Origin of the sequence: Sorangium sp. KYC3313 (assembly GCF_052075895.1) — a bacterium.
Classification (GTDB): domain Bacteria; phylum Myxococcota_A; class Polyangia; order Polyangiales; family Polyangiaceae; genus Sorangium; species Sorangium cellulosum_B.
Genome location: NZ_CP197255.1, coordinates 883361 through 900911 on the forward strand (window position 1 = coordinate 883361; position 17551 = coordinate 900911).

Annotated in this window: 11 protein-coding genes; 4 read left to right on the forward strand and 7 right to left on the reverse strand. The window is 67.6% G+C overall.

The features are described from left to right. The first annotated feature begins 138 nt into the window (after positions 1 to 138). Together ACSRUE_RS03485 and ACSRUE_RS03490 are read left to right on the forward strand one after the other, a co-directional pair. Positions 139 to 1041, forward strand: coding sequence for a P1 family peptidase (locus ACSRUE_RS03485; RefSeq protein ID WP_441289767.1), 903 nt, complete (start codon positions 139 to 141; stop codon positions 1039 to 1041). A 116-nt stretch (positions 1042 to 1157) separates the two neighbouring features. Continuing rightward, on the forward strand, positions 1158 to 3293 hold the full coding sequence (locus ACSRUE_RS03490) for a class I tRNA ligase family protein (protein WP_441289768.1): 2136 nt from the start codon (positions 1158 to 1160) through the stop codon (positions 3291 to 3293). 48 nt (positions 3294 to 3341) lie between these two features. Here the strand turns inward: ACSRUE_RS03490 and ACSRUE_RS03495 are convergent, their stop codons facing one another. Beyond that, a complete protein-coding gene (locus tag ACSRUE_RS03495) occupies positions 3342 to 4730 on the reverse strand; it encodes an aminotransferase family protein (RefSeq protein ID WP_441289769.1) in 1389 nt (462 codons plus the stop codon). A gap of 409 nt (positions 4731 to 5139) precedes the next feature. On the opposite strand from ACSRUE_RS03495, the gene ACSRUE_RS03500 reads away from it, so the two are divergent. Both ACSRUE_RS03500 and ACSRUE_RS03505 read left to right on the forward strand, forming a co-directional pair. Next, on the forward strand, positions 5140 to 6990 hold the full coding sequence (locus tag ACSRUE_RS03500; protein ID WP_441289770.1) for an N-acyl-D-amino-acid deacylase family protein: 1851 nt from the start codon (positions 5140 to 5142) through the stop codon (positions 6988 to 6990). 172 nt (positions 6991 to 7162) lie between these two features. Further along, entirely contained in the window at positions 7163 to 7969 is an 807-nt protein-coding gene (locus ACSRUE_RS03505) for a hypothetical protein (RefSeq protein WP_437762648.1), read from the forward strand. A 284-nt stretch (positions 7970 to 8253) separates the two neighbouring features. Here ACSRUE_RS03505 and ACSRUE_RS03510 read toward each other — a convergent pair whose 3' ends face one another. From ACSRUE_RS03510 to ACSRUE_RS03535, 6 genes are all read right to left on the reverse strand, one after another. Further along, a complete protein-coding gene (locus ACSRUE_RS03510) occupies positions 8254 to 9618 on the reverse strand; it encodes a radical SAM protein (protein WP_441289771.1) in 1365 nt (454 codons plus the stop codon). A gap of 186 nt (positions 9619 to 9804) precedes the next feature. Then, entirely contained in the window at positions 9805 to 11097 is a 1293-nt protein-coding gene (locus tag ACSRUE_RS03515; protein ID WP_441289772.1) for a spinster family MFS transporter, read from the reverse strand. 6 nt (positions 11098 to 11103) lie between these two features. Next, entirely contained in the window at positions 11104 to 12420 is a 1317-nt protein-coding gene (locus ACSRUE_RS03520) for a hypothetical protein (RefSeq protein WP_441289773.1), read from the reverse strand. Next, positions 12413 to 14992, reverse strand: a complete 2580-nt coding sequence (locus ACSRUE_RS03525) for a pyridoxal-phosphate dependent enzyme (protein WP_441289774.1) — start codon at positions 14990 to 14992, stop codon at positions 12413 to 12415. Before ACSRUE_RS03525 ends, ACSRUE_RS03520 begins: the two co-directional genes overlap by 8 nt. A gap of 55 nt (positions 14993 to 15047) precedes the next feature. Beyond that, positions 15048 to 15575: a methyltransferase family protein gene (locus ACSRUE_RS03530; protein ID WP_441289775.1), complete on the reverse strand. Its 528-nt coding sequence runs from the start codon at positions 15573 to 15575 to the stop codon at positions 15048 to 15050. 161 nt (positions 15576 to 15736) lie between these two features. After that, on the reverse strand, positions 15737 to 17530 hold the full coding sequence (locus ACSRUE_RS03535; RefSeq protein ID WP_441289776.1) for a carbamoyltransferase family protein: 1794 nt from the start codon (positions 17528 to 17530) through the stop codon (positions 15737 to 15739). Positions 17531 to 17551 lie beyond the last annotated feature (21 nt).

A 17551-nucleotide genomic window follows, 5' to 3' on the forward strand; every position in this document is an offset into this window, starting at 1 on the left:
AGGGTCGACGGTCAGGCCAGGGATGCCGTCGGGGATGCCTTGGCCGTAGAGGACGCTTGAGGCGCTCGATCCATGAGAGTCACTGACGTACCGGGCGTACGAGTCGGCCATTTTACGGACATCGAAGGGCGCACGGGCGTGACTGTCGCGCTGTTCGAGGGCGGCGCGACAGGCGTCGGCGTATTCCTGGGGAGCGCAACCAGCACCCGGGGCTTCGACAGCCTCCTCCCTCGCGGTATTGCCAGGCCGGTGCACGGCATCTGCTTCACGGGCGGGAGCGCCTTCGGCCTCTCGGCTACCGGTGGTGTCCAGCGCTACCTGCGCGAGCAGGGGCTGGGGCTTCGGATGGTCGATCTTGTCGTCCCTCTCGTGCCCACGGCCGCCATCTTCGATCTCCGCACCGGCAAGCCGGGCATCTATCCGACCGAGGACATGGCCTACCAGGCGTGCCTGAGCGCCGGGACGGAGGTGGCCGAAGGCAACGTCGGCGCCGGGACCGGCGCGACGGTGGGGAAGTTCATCGACTGGCGCCATGCCATGGCCGGCGGCGTAGGCACCACGTCGGCGCGCGTGGACGGCATCACGATGGGCGCGCTGGCCGTCGTCAACGCCTTCGGTGACGTGCGGGATCCCGAGAGCGGGCGCATCCTCGCCGGAGCGCGGACGGCGCCTGATTCGCATGTGCTACTCGACGCTTCCCGTGCCGCCCGCCGCGGGCTCCTGAAAGAGAGCCCGATCGCTGGCAGCAACACGACGCTCGTCCTCATCGTGACGGACGCGGCGCTCAACCCGAACGAGTGCGACATGACGGCAAGGATGGCGGGAGCCGGGTTCGCCCGCGTCATCTCCCCCGTCTTCACGCACTACGATGGCGACATCGTCATCGTGCTCTCCGTCGGAGACAAGCCGGTCCATCCCCTGGTCGCAGGGCAGACCGCGGCCGATCTCTGCGCGGAAGCGATCGTGCGCGGCGTGCGGGCCGCCCTTCCGGTGGACGGCCTTCCGTGCTCCGCCCAACTCGCGGGTGGACCCGGTGCATGACCGCGGGCACCGGCCTGCACCCAGGAGCCGCCCGCCGCGCGCAGGCGCTCCGACGCTGCTTCTGGTCTCGATCCATCTGCTGCGCTCCCCGTAACCGCGCCGAGGCACTGCACTTTATGGCTTATGATCGGAGCCTTCTCGCGCTCGTAGAAGATACAGAGAGGGAAAACTTCATCGCGGACGGGGCGTGCGCCTTCGACCTTGAGGGCGACGGGGAGCCTTATTTCGTGCTGATGCCGCCGCCGAACGTCACCGGCCCGCTTCACCTCGGCCACGGCCTCTCCCTCATCCTGCAGGACACGCTGGTCAGGCACCGGCGCCTCCAAGGCTACAACGTCTTCTTCCCACCGGGAACGGATCACGGGGGCGCCCGGATGGAGAACGTCGTGCAGCGGCAGCTCCGCCAGCGGAAGCTGGAGCCGCGCGCATTGGGCCGCGAGCGGATGCTGGACTACGTCCAGACATACGCGAATGAGTACCGCGCGCTGATCGTGCAGCAGATGAAGATGCTGAGCATCGCGGCGAACTGGGATCACGAGTGGTTCTCCATGGACGAGGAGCGGAGCCGGGTCCTCAAGGAAACCTTTGTCGAGCTGGTCGAACGCGACGTCATCTACCGCGCCGAGGCCGTGACGAACTGGTGCCCCGCGCTGAACATGCCCTTCCCCGGCGACGGTATCGAGTGCACCGAGGAGGACGGGCTCAAGCACGTGCTGCGCCTGGAGCACCCGACCGGCCCGGTCGAGCTATCCGTCATCCGGCTCGAGTTCCTCCTTGCCGCGACCGCCGTCGGCATCCAGCCGGAGCATCCCGCGTTCGAGCGTCTGCGCGGGACGACGATCGCCCTGCCGTTGGTCGACCGGCTCGTCCCGATCATCGCTGTCGGCGCGCGCAGCGGCATGGGGCGCGGCGAGGCGATCCTCGTCGTCCCCTCCGCGTCAGGGCTCGACTACGAGCTCGCCCAGCAAGGGATGCTCTCGGTGCCGGAGCTCTATGCCAGCGACGGGACCATTGCGGTCGGGCCTCACGCCTGCGGAGGGCTCGACATCGAGGTGTGCCGGCGCCAGCTGGCCGAGCAGCTCGAGGCGGCAGGAAAGATCATCCGGACCGCGCCGACCAAGGTGCAACGGGCGAACCCCATCGGCTTCGACGGCGTGCTGGTCGTGCCGAGGGTGACCGCGCAGTGGTATCTGCGCGTCCATGGGCTGGCCGAAGACGAGCTGAAACGGCTCGGCGAAAATGCCGTGAAGCTCAACGCGCGGACATGGGAGCTAGGTTATCGCTACTGGCTCCGGCGCTACCTGCAGATCCCTGGACAGATGCGTGGGCTCTGGTGGGACGGCGGCGATCTGAAGACGTCGCGGGGATTCTCGAACATCCGCGACTGGCTCGTGTCGAGCCAGTCGCTGTGGGGGCAGCGGATGCCCGTATGGGACTGCGTGTCGTGCGCGCGACCGACCGTCAGCACCACGCCGGTCGCGCGGTGCAAGGCGTGCGGCGCCACCCACCTTCGAGAGAGCGACGACGTGATGCAGCTCACCTTCAGTGGCTCTGTTTGGCCGCGCTCGGTCAGTGTCTGGCCTGAACGCGCAGCCTTGGCCGACCTGACGGTCACGGGTCATGACGTCTATCTCTATTGGATCGCGACCTCGAACATGGTTTGCGGTGAGGTCGAAGACAAGGCCGCCTACAAGAACGTTCATGTCCACGGCCTGATCGTGGACGAGCAGGGCGCGAAGATGACCAAGTCGAGCGGGAATACCGTCTCTCTCGCCGAGCTCTGCGCCCAGGAGGGGGTCGAGGTGGTCCGCGCGTACATCTACTACGGGCTGGCTGGCAGCAAGGAGGGGGACGCGTGGGTGCGGCTCGGGCCCGATCTGCTCGAACGCGCGCGCGCCACGGTCTTCGGCCTGCTGGAAGCGCTCATGGGGCTTCCGCTCCGCCCCGGCGACGAGGGCGGCGACGAGGCTGGTGGAGAGCCCACGCTGGATGCGCTGCAGGCGTCGATCGACGCGGATCTCGAGATCGGACGGGTCGGGATCGCCTACGGGCGCCTGATCGACCATCTCGACCGGGTGCGCTCAAAGGACGGCGGCATAGCTGCCCGGAGCCTCGATCGGTTCCTTGGCATGCTCCACCCGTTTCACCCGCTGCTCAGCGACCACATCTTTCGAACCCGGCTGAAGGGATCGAAGACCTTGTTGCTGGCGGCGCGGCGGCGCCGCTCGACGCCGGCGCACGCCCCGGCGTGAACCGCGAGCAGCTGCGGACACGCGCCTGGGGCGCGCTCGCCGCGCCCCTCATCGGTACCCGAACTTGTGCTCCACCTCCGTCAGGCTGCTGTCGAGGATCTCCACGATGCGGTCCGCTTCCGCGCGAGTGAGGCAGAGCGGAGGCGCCAGAAAGACGATGTGCCCCACGCGGGTCAAGAGCCCACGTTCTATGAGGAGCGTGCTGAGCGCCTTGATGGCGTCCCGCGCCAGGGGCGTCTTTCCCCCGCTCTCGCGATCTTTCAGCAGCTCGACGCCGAGCAGCAGGCCAAGCCCTCGCACATCGCCGACCGTCGGGTGACGTTTGAGCTCCTTCAGCTGCTCCAGCAGGTACGCGCCTACGTGCGCCGCGTTGTCGACCAGGCCCTCGCGGCGCAGGATCTCGATGTTCGCAAGGGACGCCGCGCAGGAGACGGCGTGGCCGCCGAAGGTGAGAAGGTGGGAGAGCCTCTTGTCGTGCATGAACGGCTCGACCACCTTGGGCCGGCACAGCGCGGCCCCGATGGGCGCATAGCCGCTGCTCAAGCCCTTGGCGACCGTCATGATGTCTGCGGTGACGTTCCAGTGCTCGGAAGCAAACATCTTTCCGGTGCGCCCGAAGCCGGTGATCACCTCGTCGAGGATCAACAGCACGCCGTGCCGATCGCAGATCTCACGCAGCCGCGGGAGGTACTCCGGCGGAGGGACGACGATGCCGTTTGACGCCGAGATCGGCTCGGCAATGACAGCAGCGACCGTCTCCGGGCTCTCGAACTCGATGAGCTGCTCGATGGCGTCGACGCAGTACACGCCGCACTCCGGATACGTCCTCCGGTAATCGCACCGATAGCAGTAGGGCGGCGACACGTGCAGCGCACCGTGCATGTAGGGGCTGTGGTACGGCTCGCTGAGCGCACGGACGCCGCTGACGCTCATGGCCCCGTGCGTAGCGCCGTGGTAGGAGCCGCGCCGGCCGACGATCTTGAACCGCTTCGGCATGCCCTTCAGGTAGTGGTGCTGCCGCGCGATCTTGATGGCCGATTCAACGGCCTCGGAGCCCCCGCTGCAAAAGAAGGTCACCGAGAGGTCTCCGGGCGCGAGCTCGGCGAGGGTCTTGGCCAGCTTGATCGCTGGCACGGTGGTCGTCTGGGTCGCGCTGCCGTACGCCAGCGTGGCAGCCTGGGCGGCCATCGCCTCGCCGATCTCCTTGCGACCGTGGCCAACGTTGACGAGCCACATGCCCGCAAGGCCGTCGATGTACTCCCTGCCGTCCACGTCCTTCACCACGCACCCCCGCCCCTCGGCGAGGATGCGCGTCTCCTCCTGGCTCGCGAGCGCCCGCCACGGTGAGGCGTGTAGCCAGACATGCTCGCTTCCAGCCTCCAGGAGGGAGGCTGCGTCTACGTCCGCAACGACACCGGGGGCCGCTCGCATCGTCATGGGGAAGGGAGCTCCTCTTTGAAAAAGGGCACAACGTCCGCATAACATCATCGCAGGATGGATACAACGGGCGCCTCGTGCCCTGTGCGCCCAGGAAACGTCGTGTCGGCTGGACGGCTTCCGGCAGGAGAAGCCGCCGGCCCTGCCACGATGCGGCCAATGTAGGACAACGCAGCAGCGAGCGGTCGTTGAAGCGACCGTGAAACGTACCCTGCTTTGCTGCGCAGCCGCCCGGGGGATCTGGTCTGACCCTCGCCTGACCCTCTCCTGACCCTCGCAGGAGAGCGTCACTGGTTCGCCTCTTCGGGCAGGCGGTCTTCGAGTCGGCAGCAAGCGGCCATGCGCCTCTTCAGTGGAGAGGGCGTGCGCCTGCACCCGTGTCGAGCGCCTGCGCGCCTCGCTGGCCGCCTTGACCTCGCTCCGTCCGCCGTGCTACATCGGCGAAGCGCTTAGCTACGTGCGGACCTTTGTCATCGTGCCAGAGCGTAAAGGTGGAGCCTTGCCGGATTTCGATATCGTTATCAAGGGCGGGAAGATCGTTGATGGCACCCAGGTGCCTGCCTACCTGGGCGATATCGGCATTCGGGATGGCCGCATTGCGGAGATCGGACGCATTGCGGAGCACCGGGCGGCCCAGGTGCTCGACGCGTCCGGGCTGATCGTCGCGCCGGGCTTTATCGACCTCCACACCCATTACGACGCCCAGATCCAGTGGGACCCCTACTGTACCATCTCGGGCTGGCACGGAGTCACCTCCGTCGTCCTCGGCAACTGCGGATTCGGCTTCGCCCCGGTGCGCCCCGAGGAGCGGGAGCGCGCCATGCTCTCGATGACGCGCACCGAGGCGATCCCGTTCGAATCGATGAAGAAGGGGATGCTCTGGGACTGGGTCACCTTCCCGGAATGGCTCGACTCCCTCGAACGCATGCCGAAGGGGGTGAACTGCAAGACCTATGTGCCGGTGTCCCCGCTCATGATCTGGGTCATGGGCCTCGAGGCGGCGAAGTCGCGCGACGCGACCGAGGCGGAGACGCGCGAGATGCAGAGGTTGTTGAACGAGGCCATGGACCACGGCGCCTGCGGGTTCTCGGTCCAGCGCCTCGGGGAGTCCTCCATCCAGGCCGATTATGACGGCACGCCGATGGCCACCGACACCATGTCGGATCGGCTGGTGCTGGCGCTGGCCGACGTCCTCCGACAGCGGGGGGACGGCATCATCCAGATCACCCAGTCGCTCAGGGACATCGGGCCCGAGGTCTTCGGGACCGAATGGGAGACGAACCCCGATTGGGATTTCGAATCGGAGCTCGCCGCCGCGTGCGGGCGGCCTGTCCTTCACAACCTCATCATTCCGCTGGATATCAGGCAAGAGATCCATCAGAAATCGATTCGTTGGGTCGAGAAATCCAACACGCGAGGTGAGCGTATCTTTGGTCAGACGCTCACCGGGCGTGCTCCCTACACGTTCACCCTGGAGGACTGGAACCTCTACGATACCGGGCCGGCGTGGAACAAAGCGCTCCTCGGGACCGCCGAGGACAAGATGCGGAACATCGCGGATCCCGAGATGCGGCGGCAGCTCGTCGAGGACAGCGACGAGAAGCGCCTGGCGACGGCGATCCTGGGCGGCCCGATCGCCGATCTCCTCATCGTGGATGTGGCCGGAAGGGCGGAGTTTGACAGGTACCTGGGCCGATCGGTGGGCGACCTCGCGCGCGAGACGGGCAAGCACCCCGTGGAGGCGCTCCTCGATCTGAGTCTGGCGACCAGGCTGAAGGCGGCTTTCCAGACGGGCAACGGAAATTCAAACTCGCCCGATGTCATCGCGCAGGCCATGGAGTCGCCGTACACGCTCCCGGGCGTGTCGGACGGCGGCGCGCATACCAAGTTCCTTACCGGGGGCTCCTACTCGACGGATTTCCTCACCTGGCTGGTGCGCGACACGGGCAAGATCTCCCTCGAGAAGGCGCACTACAAGCTCAGCTTCCTGCCCGCGCACGCAGCGGGCTTCCGTGACCGCGGCTACCTGCGTGAAGGGGCCGCCGCCGATATCATCGTCTACGATCTCCCGAACCTGCGCCGGACGCCCGAGTGGGGCGGGGATGTCGTCTACGACATCCCCGGCGGGGAGTGGCGGCGGGTCCAGAGGTCTGAAGGATATCGCTGGGTGCTGGTCAACGGACAGGTGACGTTCGAAGACGGAAAGTGCACAGGCGCCACGCCGGGCAGGCTGCTTCGCCACGGCAGAAGCACAGGCTGACGGCACCCGGGGGAGCGTGTACCCGCACGCGCAAGGACGCCTCTGCGCGCCCGCGCACGAAGAGACACCGCCTCCTGAAGCAGATCGGCCCTGAGTAGGAAGCCACACGTTCGAGGGTGTCAGCGCGAGCATTATGATATCGATCCATGTAAAGCGTTTTATTCGACGTGCGTTGAAGGAGGCGACTGTCTGGCTCGAGGAGGAGCCGCACGACGGGTTCGTCTACACCGACCTCAACCGACTCTATCGCCGTTGGATGCGCGAGGAGAACGGCGCCCTGCGAGATAGCTACACGTGGGGTGCGATCCAGGCAGCGCACCTCGCCCGGTCGCTCGGCCTTGGCAGCGTCTCTCTTGTGGAGTTCGGCGTCGCCGGAGGGCGCGGGATACTCGCGCTCGACCGGCTGGTGGCTCGGCTGGAGGAGCATTTCAAGCTGCGGGTCGAGGTCTACGGCTTTGACACGGGCGCTGGCCTCCCTCCTCCCGAGGACCATCGGGATCTGCCGAACCTGTGGTCAGAGGGGTATTTCCCGATGGACCAGGCGAAGCTCAAGAGCCGGCTCACGCGGGCCGAGCTGCTCCTCGGCCTGATCAAGGATACGCTCCCCAGCTTCCTGGCCCGAAAGCCCGCACCGATTGGCTTCGTCTCGATCGACCTCGACCTGTACAGCTCGACAGCCCACGCCCTGCAGATCCTCGCGACCGAACCGTCGCTGCTCTTGCCGCGCGTCCACTGCTATTTCGACGACATCCAGGGCTTCACGTTCAGCGAGTTCAACGGGGAGCGTCTGGCGATCGACGAGTTCAACAAGACGCACGAGAAGCGAAAGATCTCGCCAATCTACGGGCTGCGGCACTTCGTCCCGCGGGAGACGGCGAACGCGCAGTGGGTCGAGCTGTTTTACATGGCCCACGTCGTCGACCACCCGCTCTACGGGGCCAACGACGGGCTCCTTCGCCGAAAATCTCTCGACATCTAGAGCGGCGGTCACCCGCTTCGGATACGGGCCCATCTCGACGTTTTCGGTGCTCAGCGCACAGGAGTGCGCTTCCGCGCCGAAAACGCCGATCTGGGCCCGTCTCCTGTGCGGGTGACCGCCGCTCTGCGACGCTCGTACCAGGCTCAGCTGAAAACCGCTCTAGATCTCTGATCCAGATTCGGGGACGCTGGCAATCTACAGCGGGGGGCAGGTTCGTGCGCTACGGGCTCGGCCGCCAGGCAGGCGAGTGAGGCGCACGAAGGTACGCCGCGTGGCTACCCGGCTCAGGGGCAGGCGGCCGCCCAGCGCGCATCGTCTTGCCAGATAGTTTTCAGCGGCTCGCTCGTAATGTTGCCCACGACATGCTCACGGACGAAGGCGTGCGGCGCAACGCCGCCGTCCTGGCGCACGTAGGCCAGCGTCCGGCCAACGAAGCAGGGGCCGCCACCGCATGTCCGGAAGGCCTTGTCCGACGGATCGTTCGGGCAGAAACAGCCACCGACGACATTGACCGGCGCCGTATGGACGAACCTGAGGGCGCCGCCGAATTCTTCGAGCTTGCGTCGAAGAAGAGGTTGATACCCGAGGACATCCGCCGGCGAAACAGCCTCCGACTGGTCGACTTCATCCTGAGCACGACCGGAGTTCACGATCGGGCGCAACTTCAGGTAGCTTGCCCCCGCGTCGGCACAGAGATCGATCATCGCTTCCAGATCGTTCAAATTGCTGCGCAGCACCGTGAGCGACACCGTCACGTCGTACCCTGCATCGCTGAAGCGACGCACCCCCTCGATGGCGCGCCGGAATGAGCTCTGCCGCCCACGGATCCGATCATGCATCTCCTCGGGCCCGTCGACGCTCACCATCAGCTCGCAGATGCGCGTGCCCTCGATGCGCTTGAGGTACTCTTCCGTCAAAAGCCAGCCGTTCGTGACGAACTCAACGCCCATCCCGCCCGCCTCGAGCGCGAGGACGTTGTCCACGAACTGGCGCTCGACCAACGGCTCGCCGCCCAGGATCGTGGTGAGGAACGTGCCCGAGGCCAGAAGCTGCGGGATGACGATGTCGGAAGCCACGCCGTCCGGCCCGTCCGGCCCGGACGAGTTGTAGCAGGTCGTACAGACGAGGTTGCACTTGAGCGTCGGCTCCCAGTGCACGACCAGAGGCGCGCTGAGCCGCTCGATCGACGAGGGCACAGGTGGCCGGTGATCCTCGATGTTGACCGCGCGACCAGGCCGCCGGATCTTCGACCAGCGGACGAGGTGGGCCGATATCAGGCTCGCGAGCGCTGCCTCCGCACGCGACGGCCCCGTGGAATCGCCGGGCGCGATGGCTTCGGCCAGATTGATGATGCTTCGCTCTCCGTCGATGAGCTGGAGCACCCGCATCGCGTCGTCATCGAGCCGGGTCGCCCTCTCATTGTAGGGGCTGTAGCCGAAGCCGCCTCGTGCTTCCCGCCGAAAGCGCGCGCGCGGCGCTGCCACCGGAATCACCCCGGGCTCCGCCACGCCGCACGCGCCGGCCTGGGCGAGCTCCTCGCGCTCGACGGCCTCCACATCGCGCGCGAACAGCGCGGCTCGCCGCCGGGGCACGCTTCGTTCAGAAGCGTTCTTCCTGTGGTTCCTTACGAGCTGCGATGTCGGGATCATCGTGCACTCCTGGTTGGTGCCGGGGCCTGACTGCGAGCGCCGGCGCAATGCTCGGAGAGGTATCGAACTGTATCAGCTGGGGCAGCTCACGTGAAGGGAGATCTTGCCCGCTCGCGCATGCCGCAGTGCAATGATTGTGCAGTATGTTGGTACTTCAACTTGGCGCCGCTCGCGAGCGCGGAGCTCTCAAGCTGCTGTCGATACAGCAACGGTCGCATGCGCCTCCTCCGGCGCGCGCCAGGCGACGGCCCAGAGGAGCGCAGCGACCAGGAGCCCCACGGGAGTCAGCGTGAGCGCCAGGCCGACGCTTCCCGTGAGATCCGCGATGTACCCCGCGATCGGCGGGCTGAGCGCGTCTCCGAGCATGTGTGTCACGAGGACTGCGAGCGCGAAGGCACGCGCACGAGAGTGGCCGTCCACGAGGTTGATGAGCACGGCGTTGATCGGCGCGTTGTAGAACCACATGAAGAGCTGCGCGAAGAACATGCACGTCAGAATGGCGAGCCGGTTCTCCAGCACGATCGTCAGCATCGCGAAGAGGGCCGCAGCGACCGTCGAGAGCGCGCTCAGCGCGAGGTAAGGCCGCCGGGTGAAGCGCCCGAGCAGGTCGGCGCCGAAGCCCCCGAGCAGGGTCCCCCCGAGGCCCCCGACGATCATCGTGATTCCCATGGCGCTCCCCGCCTCGCCGATGTTCATGCCGCGCGAGCGCGACAGGTAGGTCGGCAGCCAGTCGCCCATGGCACCGCCTGCGAAGGTCACGGCGGTATAGCCCGCCACGGCCAGCACGTATTCGCGGTTCTTTACGAGCGAGCGGAGGACCTCGAGCCAGCTCGGCGGCGAGACCGGGCGGCTGTTGTCGTAGATCCCCCGCGGAGGCTCCCGGATGAGCAGCACCAGCCCTGCGGCGAAGACACCGGGAAATCCGCAGATCATGAACGCCGCCCGCCACCCCAGGTGATGACCGATCAACCCGCCCGCCACGTAGCCGAGCGCGAGGCCGACCGGCACGGCCGTGTAGAAGAGCGTCAGGATCCGGTTCCGCTTCGCTGGAGGATAGAAGTCGCTGAACAGCGAGGGGCAGAGAGATACATACGCCGCCTCGCCGATGCCGACGAGCGCGCGGGATATCACGAGCGACCAGAAGCCTGTCGCAAGCCCCGCGAGCCCGGTCGCGGCCGACCAGAGGGCGGCCCCAGCTGCGAGGATTTTCTTGCGCGGCAGGCGATCGCCCAGGGAGCCGAACAGGGGACTCGTGATCATGTAGACCACGATGAAGGCCGACAAGGGCAGGCTGGTCTCCGTATCGGAGAGATGCAGATCCCGCTTGAACAGGTCCTTCACCGCGCTCGTGATGAACCGATCGGCGTAGTTGAGGAGGTTCACCGCGGTGAGCACAGCGACCGCGAAGCCGGCGCCAGGAGCCGGCGGAGGCAGCCGAGCGGCGGGGAAAGGTGGTCGCGCGGGCGCTTGGAGAGCCATCGTCGCCTACCTGCTGGTAGCTCGGACCCGCGCAGGCATGCCCGGCTCCGACGTGAAGGTCAACCGATCCCGAACGTACTCGAGCACGACGGCCTCGTCCGGGCTCATGGCCTCCTGATCGAGGTAGTACGGCTGGACGACGGCGAGGTCGGGGCGGGGCCGACTCCAGAGCCCGAGGGGCGGGAACGCGAGATCCCGCCGCAGGCCGTCGCGAACGACCCATGTGCGCTTCGGCGGGACGACCGCCGTCAGCCGGAAGCCGCGCGCGAACAGCCACGCCTGAAACGGCGCCAGGGTGGGATCGTCGAGGCGCATCCGCACCACGCTGCAGCAGACGCCGCTCTCCATCAGGCGCTCGACCGCGACGTGCGCCGCAAGCGCCTCCGCGTGCGGCGCGCCGTCCGAAGAGAGCAGGACCGTGCCGTGGTTCGATGCGATAAGCGACTCCGAGGGCGGAAGGAGCAGCCGTGACGGGGTCGTCGAGGCCGATTGCGCTGCGTCGACGATCTTGATCGGGGGGCGCACGCCGAAGTTGAGGAGGGCCATCGCCTCGGCGTACGCCCCCTCTCGCGCGTCGGCGAACACCCATGGGTCGGAGCTCCGGAGGGCGCCGAGGATCTCCTCGGGATCGCGGTTGCTTTCCCGGAACTCCGTCTGCTCGATGACGCCCCCCTGCATGACGTAGAAGGGCGCAAAGCCCCAGAAGCACGAGCGGACGTAGTGGGTGTGGATGCGGTGGATCGCCTCGCCGCCGCGCACCTCGGCCGTCGACGGGCGGTTCCGCGGGGCCAGGATCAAGGTGTGATAACGCTCTCGCAGCCACGTCTCGCGGCCGTTCAGGTAGTTGAGCGTCCTCGACACGATGGGCGCCTTGGCCCCGAGCGTGGGATCGACGCTGCCTGAGCGGCAGAGCTCGCCGTAGCCGAGCCCGAACTCCTCTTCGGCGGACAGCACCGTCACGGTGCCCAGCGCCAGATCAGGCGGTTCGGCGGTGGGCTCCCGGAGCAACTGGCGCAAGCGCGCGATCTCATCCTTGTGGCCCCAGAACCAGATGGCCTCTCGACCCGAGCGCACCTGGGCGGCGAGGCGCTCGAACTCGAACGAGTCCGTGTGGTAGTCGCCGCGGTAGGCCCGCAGCAGAATCCTCAGGCGCACCTTCAGGGCGACCTCGGGGCTCTGCGCGGTCTCAGCGGGGCCGACGCAGTTGGCGACGGGGTCGAACTGGGGCACCCCCGCCAGAACTCGCTCCATGCCCTGCACCATCTCGTCGGTGCCGCGGTACGGAACGCAGAGACACGGCTCGCCGGATCGCGCGCTACTCATTGCTCATGCTCTCCATCACCTCGATGAGGACGTGGGCAAGCAGATCGGCTTGCCGGGCGCCCCGGTCGCCGACATAGAGGCGCAGAAAGGGAGGCTCCGACTCGGCCATGCTGGCCGCCGCCGAGATGCGCGGCGCCGAGAAGCCGAAGCTGACGCCCTTGGTCAGGTGCAACCCGAGCGGGCGCGCGCGCTCGAGGATCTCCTCGATGACCGCCTCGAGCTGGTCGCGATGGTTCATGCCAGGCTCGCGGAACAGGAAGGTGACGCAGCCGCCCGCGTAGGGGAGGCGCTGGGCCACGGCGTGGTCGGGGTGGCTGGGCAGCCCGGGGTAGATCACCTCCACGAGGTCAAGCACCTGCTTGCGCTGGGAGAGCAGGCTCGCGACCCGCAGCGCGTTGTTCGATATCCGGAGCATGCGCTGATGGAACCGGGTGCGGTCGTAGACCGGGAAGAGGTGCGCGCCGTGCTTGTAGAGGATCGATCCGCAGTTGCGCCGCAGCCGCTCGAACGTCGCGCGCGCCTCGACTGGGTAGGCGACCAGGCCAGCCATGCTGGCGTCGAGGCCAAGCTGTAGATACTTCGAACAGCTCTCGTAATAGAGCACCTCGACGCCGTCGCCGCCTCGGATCACCTCGAGAGACACTCCCCCCGAGATCATCGTGCCGTCGATGACCAGCGTCATGGGGCCGAGCTTCTGGCGCCGCAGCCCCGCCACGAAGGCGGGCAGGTCGATCATGCGCTGCGTCGCGGTGTTCGCGAGCGAATCGAGGAAGACGACGCTCGGACGGTGCTCGGCGACGAGGGCGAGCATCGAGGCGACCTCGTACTCCTTAGCCCATACGCACCGGACGCTGCGCAGGGAGGTCAGCTGCTCGGACGCCTCGAAGTAGATGTAGGGCGCGAGGAGCACCGTGGCGCCGGGGGCGAGCCGCTCGCGGAGCAGGAATGACTCGATAAGCATGTATGCGGCCATGCCCGAGGACGTGACCGTAACAGCGAACTCCTCGGGGGGCAGCCCGAGCACGCCGACGAGCTGCGATTCGATCCGCTGCACCGCCGCGCTCTCGTAGCGCTCGTAATTCACCGTCGGGTTGTTCTGCGCCCCGAGGTTGTAGAACTGGGTCACGCGCGACTGATCATACGAGGGAGAACACCACTCGAGGCTGCCGCGGACATAGGCGATGGTGCTGAGCCCCCATCGGAGCGCCGACTCCCCGATCGCGAGCCGGTCGGAGTCCTGCTCGGCGTCGCCCTCCTCGAGGAGCTGGATCGCCTGCCGCACGCTGGCAGCGATCGTCTCGATCTCATGCGCCAGCGCATGCACGACCTTCTCGTCGAACAGCAGGTTTTGCGAGCAGCAGTATTGCTCGAAGTCGCTGATCTCCCGGCTGCACAGCCCGATGTCGTCGATGCACAGCCTGAGCTGCTCGATGAGAGCGGCCTGCGGCGTCGCGATGTCGGCCTGCGCCGTCTCGTCGTGCGAGAGCCGGGTGCGCGCCACGGGTAAATCCACCGCACGCCGGCCGCGCAGATCGAGCAGCCGCAGCAGGAGAGGGTCGCTGTACGGGAAGCGCTGGATGCGCGAGAGGGCGATGTGGTGGAGATTGCCCCCGCAGATCGGGATGCCCACGGGCCCCCGCAGCCGCCCCTTCTGGGAGAGCCGGATGCACGCGACGATGGCGGCGGCGCCGGCAGGCTCCACGAGCAGGCTCTCGTGCACCAGCATGGCCAGCGTCGATGCGGCGAGCTCCTCCTCGCTCAGGCAGACGATCCCCTGCACATGCCTGGAGACGAGCTCGAAGGTGATCGAGTTCGGCTCCAGGTTGACCGCGAGCCCGTCGGCCAGCGTCGGCTGGTGCACCACCCGGACGATCTCTCCGGCTTTCAGGCTGCGGGTCAGCGAGTCGTAGCGGGCCGGCTCGCAACCGAAGACGTCGAGCGTGCGGCCCGTGCAAGCCGCTCCGAGCGCCATGCCCGAGATGAGCCCGCCCCCGCCCACGGGAACGACCAGCGACTTGATCTCTGGCACCTCATCGAGGAGCTCGATGCTGATCGTCGCGTTGCCCGCAATGACGTCGGGGTTGTTGTAGGGCGAGATGAAGTAATGGCCCTTGGACCGGGCGAGCTTGAGCGCATGCTCGATCGCCTCTTCGAGCGAGTTGCCGTGCTCGATCAGCCCGGCGCCGGTCGCCACGATATGCTCCCGCTTCAGCCGGCTGGCGGTGGTCGGAATGCAGATGTTCGCGGGGACGCCGAGCTGGCGGGCGACCTCCGCGACGGCGAGGCCGTGATTGCCGGCGGAGGCCGCGATGACCGGGCGCGTCGTCCCGTTGCGGTGGAGCGCGTAATAGGCGCCTCGGAACTTGAAGGAGCCGGTGTGCTGCTGGGACTCCAGCTTGGCGTAGACGGGAACGCCGACGTAGCGCTCCAGCCAGTAGAGCCGGCGGACAGGGGTCTTGATCGCGCGACCCTGAATGACCTCCATCGCATCCGATGGGTCGATGAGGGACGGGTCGCCAGCAGCCTGTGACGGCCCCACGGAAACCGAGCCTGGTTCGAAGTAGTTCAGCATCTGCTCGACCTCCTGTGAAACGGAAAACAAGGCCGCCTCGGCCGGCCGCTCCGACCTACCGACCCGTCCTCCCGAACGGCATCCAGCGCGGCGTGCGGGCCTGGTACGCACGATAGGCTTCGCCAAGCTTGCTGACGAGGGCAGTCTCCTCGACCCGGACCCGATAGAAGTTCGCGACGAGGGTCGCCGCAACCGTGGCCGCGAGAGCGAACCACGTGCCCGCCGCGATGGACGGGCCGGCATTCAGAAACAAGAGCCCGACGTACGACGGGTGGCGAATGAATCGATACGGCCCCCGATCGCAGACCGCGTGATCCTGCGCTATCGAGACGTGGGCCGTGAAGAAGCGGCCAAGCGTCTTCACCGCCACGATCCGGAGCGCGCCGCCCGCGACGATGCAGCCGAGCCCCACCGCCGTCCGCGCCACGGACGCCGGCGTCTCGCGGATCGCGACCTCCGCGAGCGGCATCCACCACGCGAGCAGGTGGGCTCCGAGGACGAGCCGGCGGGTGCCTGCGTCTTCCGAGCTGGTCACCGCCTGGCGGTTGGAATCCTCGTCTTCGGCGAGCGCCTCGCCGACCATCCACGCGGCGAGCCCCAGCAACGCGAGCACCAGATCGGCGCGTCTCAGGCCAGGGATCGCCGTCACCGCCAGGGCAGGAGGAAGCGCCCTGACGAGAACGAGCCCCACAACGCGCGTGTACTTCAATGTCCGTCTCACGGGCGCGTCACCCGCAACATGGCTCACGTCTCCACCCCTTTGCTGACGACGTAGGGACCGATGTAGAGGCGCTCAAGCCCCGAGGCCGCATAGCACCGGAGCGCGTCCTCCGGACTGCACACGATTGGCTCATCCCTGACGTTGAATGAGGTGTTCACGACCAAGGGAACGCCGGTGAGCTCCTTGAACGCCTCGATGAGGCGGCGAAACGAAGCGACCGGCACGTCGCGCGGCACGGTCTGCGGCCGCGCCGTGCCGTCCACGTGCACGACCGCCGGCGCGCGCTCCCGCGCCACGTCTTTGACACGAACGATCTCGCTCATCCGGCGGCTGCGGGTGATCTCGAAGTACTCCGGCGCGTCCTCCTCGAGGATCGAGGGGGCAAAGGGACGATAGCTCTCGCGGCGCTTGACGAGCGCGTTGATCCGATCCCGCGTCGCCGCGTCGCGCGGATCGCCGAGGATGCTGCGGGCGCCGAGCGCGCGCTCGCCGAACTCCATCCGGCCGTCGAACCAGCCGATGATCCGACCTGCGGCAAGCTCGCGCGCCGCTTCGACGGCGGGATCCTCCGCGCGGCGGTAGCTCCAGCGGGCGTGCTGAAGGACCTGCTCGATCTGATGTTCGCTGTAGGAGGGCCCTTGGTAGGGGTTGTCCAGGCCCTCCCTGGAGAGCTGCGCGGCCCCGTCCCGGCGGAGCAGCGCGAGCGCGGCCCCGATGCAGGCTCCCGAGTCGGCCGGCGCAAGGGGCACGTAGACCTGCTCGACGAGCCCCGAGGCCCGGAGCCGACCGATGGCGCATGCGTTCATCGTCACCCCTCCGGCGAGGACGAGGCGGCGCGCGCCCGTGCGCTGCACGAGCCGGCGCACGAGCCCCGTCATGGCCACTTCGAGCCGCTCCTGGGTGGCATAGGCGAGCGCCCGCGCCTCGTCGGTCAAGCCGTTCTCATCCTGGAAGCGACCTGGAAAGAGCGCCTTGCCTGCGGCGTTGAGCCACGAAAGCGGCGAGCCCGAGCACCGCTCCGGGTGGAGGTAACGGAGGCTCAAGCGGTAGCGGCCGTCCGGGTACAGAGCGAGGAACTGCGCCATCCGCTGCTGCATGGCCGCATCCGGCGCTCCGTACGAGGCGAGGCCCATGACCTTGTACTCGTCCGACAACGCTCGGTAGCCAAGGTGCTGCGTCAGAGCTCCAAAGAAGACGCCCAGCGAGTTCGGAAACGCATAGTCTTCGAGGAGGGAAGCGCTGCCCCGGCCGCCCGATGCCGGGTTGATCCGATAGACCGACGTGGCCGCGTACTCGCCGCGCCCATCGAGGATGAGCGCGGCATCCGGCTCGAACGGCGCGCTGAGCCACGCTGCGGCGAGGTGCGCTTCGTGGTGGGCGATACAGTGGATGGGCGGCAGGGCCTTGAAGTCGCCGTCGCAGTGCGCCGCCAGCCGCTCGCGGAGCACGGTCGGGCCCCAGTAGCTGCCGAGCCGGTCGCCGAGCAGGCGCAGCATCCCGCCAGGGTGCTCAGGGAGGTGCGCGAGCGTGCGGCCGACGACGGCGGGGAGCATGCCGCGGTCGTCCCAGTAATAGGCGATCGCGTCCAGGTCACGAAACGTGATGCCCCCCTTGGCGAGTACGAACGCGATAGCGCGATGCGGGAAGGCCTCGGTGCGCCGCTGGCGATTCAACCGCTCCTCTTCCACGGCGGCGACGAGGACGCCGTCCAGGAACAGGCATACCGCCGGGTCGTGCCCCAGGGCGGCGAGCCCGAGGACAGCGCGAAGGGGGCGCCCCCGGCGCTCGCTGGAGCGCAAAGCGTTACCGTCCATCATCGGCCGGATGGATTGAAGTGT

Bases quoted from the DNA above. Each gene is read 5' to 3' on its own strand.
- ACSRUE_RS03515 (WP_441289772.1), bottom strand. From the start codon at position 11,097: ATGGCTCTCCAAGCGCCCGCGCGACCACCTTTCCCCGCCGCTCGGCTG.
- ACSRUE_RS03520 (WP_441289773.1), bottom strand. From the start codon at position 12,420: ATGAGTAGCGCGCGATCCGGCGAGCCGTGTCTCTGCGTTCCGTACCGC.
- ACSRUE_RS03525 (WP_441289774.1), bottom strand. From the start codon at position 14,992: ATGCTGAACTACTTCGAACCAGGCTCGGTTTCCGTGGGGCCGTCACAG.
- ACSRUE_RS03530 (WP_441289775.1), bottom strand. From the start codon at position 15,575: ATGGTCGGCGAGGCGCTCGCCGAAGACGAGGATTCCAACCGCCAGGCG.
- ACSRUE_RS03490 (WP_441289768.1), top strand. From the start codon at position 1,158: ATGGCTTATGATCGGAGCCTTCTCGCGCTCGTAGAAGATACAGAGAGG.
- ACSRUE_RS03535 (WP_441289776.1), bottom strand. From the start codon at position 17,530: ATGATGGACGGTAACGCTTTGCGCTCCAGCGAGCGCCGGGGGCGCCCC.
- ACSRUE_RS03510 (WP_441289771.1), bottom strand. From the start codon at position 9,618: ATGATCCCGACATCGCAGCTCGTAAGGAACCACAGGAAGAACGCTTCT.
- ACSRUE_RS03495 (WP_441289769.1), bottom strand. From the start codon at position 4,730: ATGACGATGCGAGCGGCCCCCGGTGTCGTTGCGGACGTAGACGCAGCC.